The 13,997-nt window shown below is 66.4% G+C and carries 11 protein-coding genes and 1 tRNA gene; 3 read left to right on the forward strand and 9 right to left on the reverse strand.

Annotated features, from left to right (window positions below):
* Positions 1 to 93: 93 nt before the first annotated feature.
* Both B9Y97_RS17575 and B9Y97_RS17580 read right to left on the reverse strand, forming a co-directional pair.
* Positions 94 to 183 (reverse strand) — tRNA-Ser (locus tag B9Y97_RS17575).
* Between the two features lie 56 nt (positions 184 to 239).
* Positions 240 to 1,718: an SEL1-like repeat protein gene (locus B9Y97_RS17580; RefSeq protein ID WP_085527969.1), complete on the reverse strand. Its 1,479-nt coding sequence runs from the start codon at positions 1,716 to 1,718 to the stop codon at positions 240 to 242.
* Positions 1,719 to 2,089: 371 nt separating this feature from the next.
* Here B9Y97_RS17580 and B9Y97_RS17585 point away from each other — a divergent pair, with 371 nt between their 5' ends.
* A complete protein-coding gene (locus tag B9Y97_RS17585; protein ID WP_139828368.1) occupies positions 2,090 to 2,692 on the forward strand; it encodes a hypothetical protein in 603 nt (200 codons plus the stop codon).
* Between the two features lie 243 nt (positions 2,693 to 2,935).
* Here the strand turns inward: B9Y97_RS17585 and B9Y97_RS17590 are convergent, their stop codons facing one another.
* Positions 2,936 to 5,443, reverse strand: coding sequence for a DUF3772 domain-containing protein (locus B9Y97_RS17590; RefSeq protein WP_085527971.1), 2,508 nt, complete (start codon positions 5,441 to 5,443; stop codon positions 2,936 to 2,938).
* The gene (locus B9Y97_RS17595; RefSeq protein ID WP_085528335.1) at positions 5,440 to 6,477 is read right to left on the reverse strand and encodes a cysteine synthase A; all 1,038 of its coding nucleotides are present in this window, start codon (positions 6,475 to 6,477) and stop codon (positions 5,440 to 5,442) included. The genes B9Y97_RS17590 and B9Y97_RS17595 overlap by 4 nt, the downstream gene beginning before the upstream one ends.
* Before the next feature lie 252 nt (positions 6,478 to 6,729).
* On the opposite strand from B9Y97_RS17595, the gene B9Y97_RS17600 reads away from it, so the two are divergent.
* Positions 6,730 to 7,317 carry a Panacea domain-containing protein gene (locus B9Y97_RS17600; RefSeq protein WP_085527972.1) on the forward strand — a complete coding sequence of 196 codons (588 nt, stop codon included), beginning with the start codon at positions 6,730 to 6,732 and terminating at the stop codon, positions 7,315 to 7,317.
* A complete protein-coding gene (locus B9Y97_RS17605; RefSeq protein WP_085527973.1) occupies positions 7,310 to 7,693 on the forward strand; it encodes a hypothetical protein in 384 nt (127 codons plus the stop codon). The genes B9Y97_RS17600 and B9Y97_RS17605 overlap by 8 nt, the downstream gene beginning before the upstream one ends.
* Positions 7,694 to 7,848: 155 nt before the next feature.
* Here the strand turns inward: B9Y97_RS17605 and B9Y97_RS17610 are convergent, their stop codons facing one another.
* The 5 genes from B9Y97_RS17610 to B9Y97_RS17630 all read right to left on the reverse strand — a co-directional run bounded on the left by B9Y97_RS17610 (position 7,849) and on the right by B9Y97_RS17630 (position 13,988).
* Positions 7,849 to 8,976, reverse strand: a complete 1,128-nt coding sequence (locus B9Y97_RS17610; RefSeq protein WP_085527974.1) for an NUDIX domain-containing protein — start codon at positions 8,974 to 8,976, stop codon at positions 7,849 to 7,851.
* On the reverse strand, positions 8,952 to 9,392 hold the full coding sequence (locus B9Y97_RS17615; RefSeq protein WP_085527975.1) for a TrgA family protein: 441 nt from the start codon (positions 9,390 to 9,392) through the stop codon (positions 8,952 to 8,954). The genes B9Y97_RS17610 and B9Y97_RS17615 overlap by 25 nt, the downstream gene beginning before the upstream one ends.
* An 85-nt stretch (positions 9,393 to 9,477) precedes the next feature.
* Positions 9,478 to 10,899 carry a cryptochrome/photolyase family protein gene (locus tag B9Y97_RS17620; protein ID WP_085527976.1) on the reverse strand — a complete coding sequence of 474 codons (1,422 nt, stop codon included), beginning with the start codon at positions 10,897 to 10,899 and terminating at the stop codon, positions 9,478 to 9,480.
* 31 nt (positions 10,900 to 10,930) lie between these two features.
* Positions 10,931 to 12,151, reverse strand: a complete 1,221-nt coding sequence (locus B9Y97_RS17625) for an aminotransferase class V-fold PLP-dependent enzyme (RefSeq protein ID WP_085527977.1) — start codon at positions 12,149 to 12,151, stop codon at positions 10,931 to 10,933.
* 109 nt (positions 12,152 to 12,260) lie between these two features.
* Entirely contained in the window at positions 12,261 to 13,988 is a 1,728-nt protein-coding gene (locus tag B9Y97_RS17630; RefSeq protein ID WP_085527978.1) for a BCCT family transporter, read from the reverse strand.
* Between the last annotated feature and the right edge of the window lie 9 nt (positions 13,989 to 13,997).

A 13,997-nucleotide genomic window follows, 5' to 3' on the forward strand; every position in this document is an offset into this window, starting at 1 on the left:
GCCTCGGCGGACCGCATCGGTGAGGCAAAGTCTGCGGAAACCAAAGGCCTCCCGCGCCGCAGCGAGCCCCTTGTTCGTCGGCGCAAAAGGGGATGGCGGAGAGACAGGGATTCGAACCCTGGAGACGGTTTCCCGCCTACACGCGTTCCAGGCGTGCGCCTTCGACCACTCGGCCACCTCTCCGTTGCGCGCTATCTATCCTCGCGACAACCCGGCTGGCAAGGGGGGCACCGCAAAAATCAATCGACGCCGCAGACCAGCCCCACGGCTGCGCGCACGTCTTCCAATGCGGCCGCTGTCGGCCTGTCGGTCGGCGCGGTTCCCGCCATCCAGTGATTGAAGGCGAACAGCGCCTGCGCCGAGCCCGCACCCCATAGCCCGTCGATGGCGCCGCCATAGCATCCGACGCGGGCAAGTTCGGCCTGCAGCATGCGCGCGAGCTCCGTGTCGTCGGGCACCGCGACGGGAGCCGGGCCGCCGGACAGATAGGCATCAAGCGCGGCTTTCGATGCCGCGCCGAAGGCCCCGTCGAGCGGGCCGTCGTAGTAGCGCGCGGCCCGCAGCATCTGCTGAAGCCAGACCGAGGCCTGGCGCGATACATCGCGGGCAAGAACCTCGATCGCCTCCAGCGGCGCGGCGCGGTAGGCCTGCTCGAAGACCGACACGAAGCCGGTGTTGTCGCCGATCTGGTCCAACACCATGAGCGCACGGAAATAGCCCCGCACCGCTCCGGCCTCGGCGGCCTGCAGGTAGCGGCGTACCGCGAGGCCGTTGTCGGTCGCCATGCCGATACCCTGTTCGGCAAGGCTGCCAAGCTCGATCATCGCGTCGGTCTGCCCAAGCGCCGCCGCCTGTTCGAGCAGTGCGATCGGCTCGCGCGCGGCGGCGTTCCATTCGCCCGGCGGACGCACGAACACCTGGTTGAGCCGGTCCATCGCGGCGCGGTAGAGCGCATCTGGCTCCGGGGCCGCGGCGACCGGGTCGGGCGCCGGCGCGGTACCGCCGGCCTTGTCGACCTCGCGCAGACGCGCCTCGGCGATGAGACGGAATGTGCCGTTGGGGAATTGCCGCAGATAGGCCTCGAAGAGCGTTGCATCCGCGCTGTCCGCGATGGATTGCCAGAACGCGAGGTCGAGCGCGCGGTCTTGCGGATCGCTTGCCGCGGGGGCCGCGTCCGCATCGACCGGCACCGGGACCTGATCGGGTTCGCGGCATTCGCGGTCTCTGCATGCCATCGCATCCCCCGTATCGACCGGTGCGGGCTCGTCGATCGCTCCGATGCCCGCATCGGGCATGCAGTCCGGCTCACCCTCGCCCCCGCAGGGACCGACCGGCACCGGATCGGGCGGCTCGGGCCGGCACTCAAGCCCGTCAACACCGCATTCGGGCGGAAGCTCGGGTGCCGCGCCGGTGCCATCGCCCTGCACCAGCGTCGTGCCACCCGCAGCACCCGGCTTGCATCGGGCCGCGAGGTCCGGGTTTTCGGGCATGTCAAAATCGCCCGTGGCGAGAATGTAGTAATTCATGCACTCACTGGTGAGCCGCACCGGCCCAAGGACCTCGCAAACCCGCCCGTATCCACTCGCCATCAGGCTTTCGAGCTGGGTGTGGATCTTGAACAATTCGCAAGGGTCTTGCGTCGGCTGTTGATCCTGTGCCGACGCCGCCGATGCGCAGAGCAGCGCCAGGACGCCTGCCTTCGGGGTTTCGTGTGTCATGGGTCACCTCCGTTCCGCACGACATGCGATGTCCGCCCGGATCGTCCGGCGATATTGCCGCCGGTTTTCGCGGGGCATCGCAAGGCTCATTCTACCACCCACCGCCCGCCGCTCGCATGCGACATGGCGGCCGGGGGCCGAGCCCGGCGGGGCGGCGACCGGACGGGGGGAGCCGCGTAATTTACCCTTCACGGGGCCGGGAAAGCCGCCGGCGCGGCGAGGGCAAACTTTTGGGCTTGAGTAAGAATCCGCTTGCATCTGACAGCGGTGACCGGATGCATTGCCTCGGCGGTCGATGGTCAACTATCCAGATTCGTACCGACGGAGGGCTGCGAAAGCTCCCGGCAAACAGATCAAGGGAGGATCGACGGATGACACAGATTTCCAGAGACAAGACCAGATCGAAAGGATTGACGATTTCCGCCGCTGCAGCAGCGGCGTTCATTGCCTCCAGCGGGGCCCTGTCGGCGCAAACCATCTTCACCATGCCCGACGACATTTGCACTTGGGACTGGGCGTCACCGGCCACCGCGCCATTGCTCCGCGAGTTGAAAGACCGGAATTTTCTGGTGCATACCACGACGGAGATGGCAAAAAACTGCCCGCAAAACCTTTGCGACATCGACTGGCAATCTGCCGCCGCCAGCGACGAGACCCTGCCCGGCGAGATGCTGTGCGAACTCGGCCACCGCCAGCTTTTTTTCGATGACCTCGTCGACGATCTCGCGGCCACCTGCCCGGACGTGGCGCAAATGATGACCGAGCTGCTGCCGGAGGTTTACGACAGCTGCGGCACCTGGCCCCGCGTCGAGGCGGGCGGAACCGGCGGCACCCCCGCTGAGCAGGACAACGGTGAAGAGGAAGAAGAGGAAAAGGAAGAAGAGGAACAGGAAGAAGAAAGCGGTGGTGAAGGCGACGATCAGGGCCCGCCCCGTGACGTCATCATTGAGGATGGCGAGCAGGAAATCGGATGATCAGAACACCAGAACCTGACCCGGGCTTGGGACGAAATCCCATCGAGCCCCCTGCACCTGCAGCGCACCGATAGGATTACGGTGCGCCTTGGGAAGGCGCGGCCCGACGCACCAGAACGGCTTGCGAGAGACGACAAGATTGCGGGAGTCGGTGGATTACTGGCTCCCGTCGATCATGGCAACATCAGGGTTGCGGCACCGCGATCAGTCACCAATGGCCCGGTCAGCGCGAAAGCCGCGGCCTCAGTCGTCGCCATCATCCTTGCCGCCAATCGCCTCGGAAAGCTCGGACTCGTCAAGGTGGGCCGCGGCGCGCTCGGGATCCGTCTCCACCTTGCCGCGCCGTGGGCTGGCCTTCATCGGGTTCTCCGGCGCAGGCACCGATCCGCCGGCGAGCGTCTCGGGGTTGCGCAACCAGATATCGCGCTGCGGGAACGGGATCTCGATACCTTCCTCGGCAAACCGGCGCGCGATCTCGTGGTTCATGTCGCTGCGGACGGACAGGACGAAGTTCACGTCACGCAGGATCGCGCGGATCTCGAAATCGAGGCTGTCGGCCCCGAAGCCCATGAAGAACACCGAAGGCGGTGGGGTGATCGCGACGAGCGGATGGTTCTCCGCCACGCGGTGCAGGATCGCCTCGACCTTGCGCGTATCCGAGCCGTAGGCCACGCCGACGGGCACGATCACCCGGCCGGTCAGGTTGCCCCGGGTGTAGTTCGTCACCACCCCCGAAATCAGGTCTGAATTGGGCAGGATCACGTCGGTGCGGTCAAAGGTCTCGATCCGGGTGGAGCGCACCGAGATGTCGCGCACGTAGCCCATCTGGCCGCCCACGTCGATCCAGTCGCCCTCGCTGATCGGACGTTCGATCAGCAGGATGATGCCCGAGACGAAGTTCGACACGATGTTCTGAAGGCCGAAGCCGATGCCCACCGAAAGCGCACCGGCAACGATCGCGAGCGACGACAGGTTGATCCCTGCCGCGGTGATGGCAACGATCGCGGCGAGGAAGATCCCGACATAGCCCAGCCCGGAAACGATCGCGGTCTGGCCGCCGACGTCGATCTTCGTCTTCGGCAAAACCGTGGTCTTGAGCGTGCCCTGCACCAGCCGGGTGGCCGCGAAACCGATCCCGAACACCAGCGCGAACGTGACGATGTCGCCGGGCGAGATCACGGTTTCGCCAAGCGTCACCCCCTCGCCGATGCGGCGCCAGATCTCGGTCAGATCGGTGAGGCGCGCGCCCCAGATCAGTGCGAACACCGGGACCACCAGCACCGTGACAACCAGCGAAGCCAGAACCGGCAACAACGCCTCTTCCGCGTGATCGGCGTCAACCTTGAAGATCATGCCGTGCAGGTTGATGAAGAACTGGTGCAGCACCAGAAGCCCGCCAACCAGCCCCGCGCTGAGCACTGTTGGAAACACGAAGCTGTCGGCGAGCCGGGCATATCCCACCGCGGCCGCCAATGGCGCGACAACCCCGAGCAGGATCAGCGCGAGCCCGGCAAGCCCGAGTATCCGCGCCATGAAGCCCGCGCCCCCGTCGGCGTCGACAGCCTCGGCCCGGGTATGGTTGCGAAAAAGCTGACCGAGCCGGAACAACAGGAAACCCGCGAAAACGACCACCGGAAAGGTGATCACCGCGCGCGTCGCATCGGAATAGGATTCGTAATCCGCCACCTGCCTGAGCAACAGCTCGATCCCGAACATCAACCCCAGCGCCGCCGCCTCGAACCGGCCTTCCGACCGGGTGCTGGCGGTCAGGTTCAGCACCGCGCCGTCGCGATCGCCGGCAACCCCGAACATCCGGTTGCCGAGCCAGCGGGCAATGAAGAAGGCCATCCCCAGCACCGGCAGTTGCTCGACGATCACCTGCGCCCGCAGACCGAGCACCCCGGCCTGTCGCAGCGCCTCGACCAGCACGTAGACGCCGATGAGCGGCACCGCCACCTGCCCCAGCGACAGCAGGAAATCCCATACCCCATGCGCCGCGCCCTGCGCGCCCGCCCCGACCCGCGCGCGCATCCGCATCACCCAGAGCCGTCCGCGCGCGAGCAGCACCACCGCGACCACGAGCATCAGCAGCGCCAGCGGCAGGTTCTGGCGCAGCGCCGCGCGCTGGGTCTCGGTGCTGAAGGTCGAGAGCACACCGCGCCAGGCGAGCCTCAAGGTGAGCGACAGGTCTTCGACCGCCTTGGGCCAGAGCGTGGGGTTGAGCGGCGTCGGTCCGAGGGCCAGAAGCGCATCGGTCTGGCGCCCCCGCAAGGTCCGGTCGATCGCCGCGATCAGCGCCCCGGCCCGGGCGTGAGCCAGTTCCGCCGCTTTCACCGGCGCCTGCAATTCCTCGAGTTGCGCCTGCAGCTCGGCCCGCCGGGAGGTGATCACGGCCGGCTCGTTGCCGCCCTCGCCCGGAGGTGGCCCAAGCGTGGCGATCTGGATTTTCAGGGTGTCGATGCGAACCTGGTTTTCATTTCGCGCGGCGGTGAAACGGTCGCGCCATCCGACAATCTCGCCGCGCAGCGTTTCCAGCGCCTGGTTCGAGGCCCGTCCGGCCTCCAGCGCGCTTTCGGCGCGACTGGCGACCAGTTCCCAGGCCCCGTAGTCGGGCCGGGCCTCGGCCTCGGCGTTCGGCGCGGGTGCCGCCGCCGGGGGCGCGGGCTCGGTCTGGGCACGCGCGTGCCCGGGTGCGGCAACGATCAGCGCCGCCGCGAGCAACAACGGGAGAAGGCGCGCCAGCAAGTTCATTCCGCGTCTTCGAACACCTGCGGGATCTCGCCGGGCGCTCGCACCAGCCAGCCCGGCAAGGGCAGCTCCTTCTCGCGCAGGAAATCGGGGTTGAACAGTTTCGACTGGTAGCGCGTGCCGTAGTCGCAGAGCACGGTGACGATGGTATGCCCCGGCCCCATCTGGCGCGCCATCCGCACCGCGCCTGCGATGTTGATGCCGGAGGAGCCGCCGAGCACGAGGCCCTCGGCTTCGACCAGATCGAAGATATAGGGCAGCGCCTCCTCGTCGGGCACCTGGTAGGCCATGTCGGGGGTGAAGCCTTCGAGGTTTTTGGTGATCCGCACCTGGCCGATGCCTTCGGCGATCGAGCCGCCTTCCATCGCGATCTCGCCGGTGGTGTAGTAGCTGTAGAGCCCCGCGCCCATCGGATCGGCGATGCCGATCTTCACGCCCCTCGGCTGCAGCGCCATCGCCACGCCCGCCAGCGTGCCGCCCGAGCCCACCGCGCAGATGAACCCGTCCACCTTGCCGCCGGTCTGCTCCCAGATTTCCGGCCCGGTGGTCTCGACATGGGCCTGCCGGTTGGCGACGTTGTCGAACTGGTTGGCCCAGATCGCGCCATGCGGCTCGGTCTTGGCCAGTTCGGTGGCCAGCCGTTCGGAATAGCGCACGAAGTTGTTGGGGTTGCGGTAGGGCCGCGCCGGCACCTCGACGAGTTGCGCCCCCGCGAGCCGGATCATGTCTTTCTTCTCCTGGCTCTGGGTGTCGGGGATCACGATCACGGTGCGGAACCCCATCGACGCCCCGACCAGCGCCAGCCCGATACCGGTGTTGCCGGCGGTGCCCTCGACGATGGTGCCGCCCGGCTCCAGCACGCCACGCGCGATCGCGTCGCGGATGATCCAGAGCGCCGCGCGATCCTTCACCGACTGGCCGGGGTTCATGAACTCCGCCTTGCCCCAGATCTCGCAGCCCGTCGCCTCCGAGGCGGCCCTGAGCCGCACCAGTGGCGTGTTGCCGATCAACTGGGTGAGATCGCTTGCCATCGTCATCGAGATGCCTTTCCGCCGGTTTTCTCCTGTGTAGGCCCGGCTGGTGGCGAACTCAAGCAACGCGCGCGTGAAGGGGGGCAGCCGCTTTGACGACCCGCTCGTTCGACATCTGGGGCAGAGCGCGGCAGGGCTGCATCGCTTCTGCTGAATTCCGTGTCGTCGCGTTGCATCCACGACTTATTCACATTTTTCTCGCATATCTTGGAAATCTGATAGATTAGCGTATATGCTGGTGCCAAAGAGGTTCAAGTGATGTGCAACGCTAACCAAGAGCAAGACAAGATGAGGCCGAACGTTGATCGCATCTTGGCCGCGCTGTACTTTGTCATGGGCGAAGCTCAGCGGCGGGGACGAAAGGTGTCGCAGTATGATCTTGTCAAGACTCTGTTTCTCGCGGACCGCGCCCATCTAAACGAATGGGGAAGACCTGTAACCTACGACAACTACTGCGCGATGCTTCACGGGCCGGTCCCTTCTCTCACCTATGACCTGCTCAAAGGAAATGAGAAGGCTATGCGCGACCATCATCTGCATGGCTTACCTTGGAAATCTGTCCCCCACATCAATTCTACGAAGCATTTCTTTCCTGTCGATGAAGCATTGGATCCTCAAGACTTTCTTTCGGAAAGCGACATAGAGGTATTGGCGAATTCGCTTGGTGTGGTTTTGTCGTTGGGATTTGGACAGATTCGGCGGCTGACTCACGAAGACCCTGCCTATGTAGATGCTTGGCGTGGCGATGGTGATCGCGCCGCCTACGCCATGAAGCTCGGACTGCTTTTCGACGAGCCGAATTTTGAGCAAGCCGCCACGTTGGCCGAATACTCGTCGTATGTTTGAAGTTGGTGATGTCGTTCGCTTCCACTCGACCATCGCGGGAAAGGAAAAATTTCACCTTTGCCTCGGTCGCACCGAGAACGAGGCCATCTTTGCATTTCTTTTTCTGAACTCCGGCTCCGGATTCAGAGGTGATTGCGTCTTGGATGATGGCCAATTTCCGGGCTTGCCAAAGTCGCCCACTGGCAAGTCCGTCGTCTCATTCTCACTGCTCGTGAGGGTAAAGGAAGAGAAGCTGCCCGCCTTCGGCGCGACCAAAGTCGGTGCGATAGATGGGCATCTTGCGGGCGAACTGGCGGCGTTCGCCAAAGAAGTTCGGTCGCTCACTCGGCAACAACAGGCGTTTGTTGTTTCGGCGCTCGAGAGCCTCTTCATCTAACTGACAATTGCTACTGTGAATTGCTACCGCCAATAGCGAACAGACGTTTCCGGATAGCCGTACGGAGGTATAGCGAAACCCGTCAATTGTCTCACTTGGGGCTGCATACTTCCTTTTGGGCGACCACAAATCACAATTTTGCCCCCCCACTCCCCCTACCGCAACCGCTCCCGGTTCGCCGCCAGCCAGAACGCGGTGAGCACCAGCGGGCCGGTGCCGGCTTCGCCGCTGGCGATCAGCGTCATCAGCCGGTCGAAGGGGAGAACGTGGGCGCGGATGTCCTCGTCTTCGTGATCGACGCCGCCAATCTCGCCGCCGCGGCCCGAAAGCTGCGCTTCGGCGACGTAGGAGAACAGGAACTCGCTGACCGCGCCGGGGGTCGGGTAGTAATCGGCGACGTGATGCAGGCGTCCGAGATCCAGCCCGGCCTCCTCAACGGCCTCCCGCCTCAGCGCTTGCTCCACGCTCTCGCCCGGGTCGATCCTCCCTGCGATCGGCTCCAGCGTCCAGGGTCGCGGGTCGCCGCGCAGGAACGGACCGGCGCGGAACTGCTCGACCACCAGAACCGCGTCGAGCGCGGGGTCGTAGGGCAGCACGCTCACTGCGTCGCCGCCGATGAAGCCCGCCCGACGCACCGGCGCGCTCATCGTGCCGTCGAAGCGGCGGAACCGCAGATCGTGGTCTTCAAGTGCGAAGTACTCGGCATAAGGGTGGCGTTTGCGGATCACCTCGACATCGCGCGCCGTGGTGAAATCGGTGCGCTGCTCATGGCCGGGTGCGTCGGACGCCCGCAAGGCGCTGGCCGCGCGCTGCTTCAACATCGGCCAGCGCCGCGCCAGCTTGGACGCCTCGGGCACCCCCGCCAGCGCGTCCTGCGCCGCCACCACCCAGATATCGCCCCATTGTTCAGCCCAGGCGGCAAGGTTCCAGTCCGCGCCCGGTGCCACCTTGCCTTCGGGCATATAGCTCAGCGCCGCGAACGTGCCGCGGTCTTCGACCTCCACAGTCACGTCGCGCAAGGCATAGCCGAAGCCCGCCTCGAACAGATCCGCCCGCGCCCGGGCCTCGGCATCGAGCCCTTCGACGAGAAGCCCCACCGCACGGCCCGCGCCGGGCTGCAGCACCGGGTAATCGCCGCCCTCGACCCGATGCACCCGGTAGCCCGGCAGCGTCGCCTCGCGCACGAAGTGGCCAAGCCCCAGCACCGCCTCGCGCAGCGGCGCGTGGCAGAGCGTGCCGTAGAGAAACAGCGGTTTGCTCATCGCCACCGCGCAGCGACCCATTGCACCACCGTGCCGGTGACCAGCCCGCCCAGCACGAGCACCGCGATCACCTCCACCTGCGCCGCCAGCATGGCGTGCTCGGACATCAGGCTGAAGGCATCGACCAGCGCCTCCATCGGTCCGTCGTAGGTCTTGCGCAGGGCGCGTTGCAGCATGTCGTATCCGGCGAAGATGAACACCACCCAGAACACCTGAAGCGCCACGCTCGAAAGCCCGATGCCCGGTGCCGAGCCCGCGCCGCCATGCAAGCGGCGGCCGGTGAAGATCCAGCCGACACCGAGCCCGACCACCGCCGAGACCGGTGCGAACAGTCCGAGCGGCCGCGACTCGGGCAGGTAGGGTTTGACCAGATCGGCGGTGAACCAGCCGAGTGCCGCCAGCATCAGGGCGGCAACGAGACGTGCCATCGTGGGCATGGATGCGCTCCCTCGTCCTGTGGCCCGCCTGCGGGGCCATCGGCGCATTGTCAGCCCGCCGCGCGGTCGGCGCAAGGGCCTTGGTCTATTTCGTCCGCGCGCCGTAGGCCGCGAGCGCCCGCGCCCGGCCCTCGGCAAGATCGACAACCGGGGCGGGATAGGACATGTCGGGCGACAGCCCCCAAGCGCGCGGCACCGCCTCGAAAAAGGCGCGCGCGGTGGCGGGCGGGCCGGCCTGACCTTCCGCGATCCAGGCCCGCCGATAGTCGCCGTTCGGATCGAATTTTGCCAGCTGCGTCGCCGGGTTGAAGATCCGGAAATAGGGCGCGGCATCCGGCCCCGACCCCGCCACCCATTGCCAGCCCATGGCGTTGGCCGCCGGGTCCCAGTCGGTGAGGTGGTCGGCGAACCAGTCGAGCCCGATTTTCCAATGCGTCATCAGGTGCTTGGTGAGGTAGCTCGCGGCGATCATCCGGGCGCGGTTGTGCATCCGCCCGGTGACATGCATCTCGCGCATCGCGGCATCCACGAAGGGCTCGCCGGTGCGCCCCTGTTTCCACGCCAGCACCTCGGGCGCGGTCTCGTCGGTATTCCAGGGGAAGCCATCCCACTCGGCGCGCCAGTTGCGGGTGAGGATCTCGGGGGTGTGATACATCAGGTGATAGGCGAACTCGCGCCAGACGAGCTCTTTCAGAAAGTGCTCCGCCCCCGCCCTGCCCTCGTCCATCGCGCGCTGGCCCACGGCCCAGACCTGCCGGGCGCTGATCTCGCCGTAAGCGAGGTTTTCCGACAGGTTGGAGGTGGCATCCACACCGGGGAAATCGCGGCTGGCCTTGTAGGCGTCCACCTTGGCGTCGATGAACTCCGCCAGCCGGTCGGCGGCAGCCGCTTCGCCCGGGCGGGCATGGGCGGCGACCACTTCTGCCCCCCGGTTCATCGCATCCCCCAACCGCCAGTCGGCCAGACGCTCGCTCCCGGGCCATGCGTCCGGCGCGGGCATAAGCCCGGGGCGGGCGAGCGGCGCGCCCGGATCGCGTCCGCGCAGCGCGCGCCAGAACGGCGAATAGACCCGGTAAGGCCCGCCCTGCCCCGTCGCCACCGTCCATGGCTCAAAAAGGACATGGCCAGGGAAGCTCTGCGCCGCCACGCCGCGCGCTGCAAGCGCCGCCTTCACTGCGCTGTCACGCGCTATGGACGCGGGATCGTAGAGCCGCGACCAGTGCACCGCGCCCGCGCCGGTCTCGTCGATCAGCGCATCGAGCACCGCCGCCGCCGGGCCGCTGCGCAGCACCAACCGGCTGCCGTGGTCGGCCAGCGTCTTGCCAAGGGCGGCGACCGACAGCCCGAGGCGGAACTTCGCCGCCGCGCCGAGGCTGTCGACGCTTTCGTCGCGGATGAAGACGCCGATCACCGGCCTGCCGCTGCGGGCGGCAGCGTCAAGCGCGGGATGATCGGCCAGCCGCAGATCGCGGCGGAACCACAGCAGGATAGGGCTTGCGTCGGTCATGCCCCGGTTACGGCGCCGATTTGCCCCCGGATCACAACGCCTTGTCGAGCGCGGCGATGAGCTTGTCCACTTCCGCTTCGGTGGTGTAATGCACGAAGGAAAGCCGCAGCACGCCCTTGTCCGGGTCCACCCCCATAGCCTCCAGCGGGCGCACGGCGTAGAAATCGCCGCCCCCCGCCATGATCCCTTCGAGCGCCAGCGCCGCCGCGACCCCCGCGCCGGGCGCAGACAGTTCCAGCGCCACGGTGGGCGCGCGCCTCTCCGCCCGGGTGGGCCCGAGCAGGCGCACATCGTTGCGGGCGGAAAGGTAATCGAGCAGGGGCTGGAGCAGCGCGGTTTCGTGGCCGCGCATCAGGTCATGGGCATGGCGGGCCGCAGCGGCGCCGTGGGCCGGGCCGCCGTGATGGGCCGAAAGCGCCTCGATGTAGTCGGCCATCCCGGCGCTTGCCGCCACCTGCGCGTGATCCGGCCCCGCCGGGGTGAAGCGTTTGTAGAGCACGTCTGCGTTGAAATAATGCGCCTGGTTCGGCAACCATTCGCCAAGCGCGCGGCGGATCACCATCAACCCCTGGTGCGGGCCATAGGTCTTGTAGGCCGAGAACAGGTAGATATCGGGGCCAAGCGCGTCCACGTCCGGCAACCCGTGCGGCGCGTAGCTCACCCCGTCGACGCAGACGAAGGCGCCCGCCGCATGGGCCAGCGCCGAAATCGCCGCCACGTCGTTGATCTCGCCGACCACGTTTGAGACATGGGGGAAAACCACGAGCCGCACCTTCTCGTCGAGCAGGTCTTCAAGCGCCTCGGGATCAAGATGGCCGGTCTCGGGGTCGATCCGCCATTCGCGGATCTCGATGCCCTCCTCCGCCAGCCGCCGCCACGTCCCGGAATTGGCCTCGTGATCCTGGTTGGTCACCACGATCGCCTCGCCGGGCTGCATCGCCTGCGCGAAGGCGCGGGCCAGAACATAGGTGTTCTGCGTTGTCGAAGGGCCGAAGGACAGCTCGTCCGTTTCCACCCCGAGCATCGCCGCGAGCCGGGTGCGGGCCTCGTCCATTTCCGCGCCCCCCAGCCGGCTCGCCTCGTAGGGGGCGTAGGGCTGGACCTTGCGGCTGCGGTAGAACCGGGTCAGCCGGTCGATCACCGGGGCGCAGGCATAACTGCCGCCTGCATTCTCGAAAAACGCCTGCCCCGCGAGGGACGGCTCGGCGAAGGCGGGGAAGCGGCCCCGCACCCATGTGCTGTCTAGTGTCATGGCGGCACGATTGCGCCGGTTGCATCCGGCGTCAAGCGCTCCCGAAACCGAGCCGGCCCCGAGGCGAACGCCCCGGGGCCGGTGTTGTCTGGCATCTGGCTTGGAGGTGTCAGTTGCCGCGTTTCTCGCTGATCAGGCCCTTCAGGATCGCAAAGCACATCACCAGCAACACCACGGTGAAGAACAGCCCGGTGGAAATCACCATTGCCTGAAGGCTGTCGAGACCGGCGGTGCCTGCCGCGCCGAGCAGCAGCACGGCCGCCACCGCGCCCTCGAAGACGCACCAGAACACCCGCTGGATCACCGGCGCATCGACCTTGCCACCGGCGGTGATCGTGTCGATCACGAGGCTGCCGGAGTCCGACGAGGTGACGAAGAACACCACCACGAGCACCACGGCCAGCATCGAACTGATCGAGGCCAGCGGCAGCTCACCCAGCATCGCGAAGAGCGAAAGCTCGGGGCTGTAGCTGGCGATCACGGTCTGGAACACGCCCGACTCGGTCGCGCCTTCCACCACCTGGCTGATCGCGGTGCCGCCGAAGGTGGCCATCCAGAACACGCAGACCAGCGAGGGCACCAGCAGCACCGCGATGATGAACTCGCGCACCGTGCGGCCCCGGCTGACCCGGGCGATGAACATGCCCACGAAGGGTGACCAGGAGATCCACCAGGCCCAGTAGAAGGTGGTCCAGCCATGCAGGAAGCCGGTGTCTTCGCGCCCGACCGGGTTCGACAGCGGCACGATATCGCGGGCATAGCCCATCAGTCCCGCGAAGAAATCGCCGATGATGTCGAGCGACGGGCCGACGAGGAACACGAACAGCAGCAGGAGCGCCGCGAAGCCCATGTTGATCTCCGACAGCACCTTCACCCCGCCGTCGAGGCCGCGCAACACCGAGATCAGCGCGATCGCGGTGATGAAGGTGATGATCAGCACCAGCAACATCGAACTGTCGCCGCTCGAATCCACGTTGCCCCAGAGGAAGCCGAGAAAATTGCGGGTGCCCTCGGCGGAGTCGCCCGAACCGAACACCTCGGTGAGACCGGAGGCAACCTGCGTCGCGCCGATGCCGAGCGAGGTGGCCAGGCCGAACAGGGTGGCGAAGGCGGCGATCGTGTCGATCGCGTTGCCCCAGGCGCCCCAGACCCGCTCACCGAGCAGCGGGTAGAACGCCGAGCGGATGGTGAGCGGCAGGCCCTTGTTGTAACTGAACAGCGCCAGCGCCAGCGCCACGATGGCATAGATCGCCCAAGGGTGCAGACCCCAGTGGAAGATCGTGGCCGCCATCGCCCGCTGCCGGGCTTCGGCCACCGCCGCCTCGCTGGCGACGACACCATCGACGATCCCGAGATCGCCGCCCAGCGGTTGATCGCCCCACGGTGTGCCAAAATAATAGACCGGTTCGAGCACCCCGAAGAACATCAGCCCGATGCCCATGCCGGCGGCAAAAAGCATCGAGAACCAGGCAAGATAGCTGTAGTCGGGCGTCGCCTCCGAGCCGCCGAGCCGCACCGAGCCCCAGGGGGACACGATCAGCAGCAGCGAGAAGATCACGAAGATGTTCGCCGACATCAGGAAGAACCAGTCGAACTGGCTTTTCACGAAGTCGCGCATCGACAGGAAAGCATCGCGCGCGCCTTCCGGCCAGATCAGCGCGATGGCGACGAACAGGATCACCGCGATCCCGGAGATCGCGAAGACGGGGTTGTGGATGTCGATCCGGAACGGACCGAACATGGTTTCATAATTGTCCTGACCGATCTCGTAATCGGTCTCGATGATATCGGCATGTCCCTCTGGTTCGGGAATGCCCTGGTTGTCGGTATCACTCATACCGGTCTC

Source organism: Maritimibacter sp. HL-12 (assembly GCF_900177545.1).
In the GTDB taxonomy this organism is placed as follows: domain Bacteria; phylum Pseudomonadota; class Alphaproteobacteria; order Rhodobacterales; family Rhodobacteraceae; genus Sinisalibacter.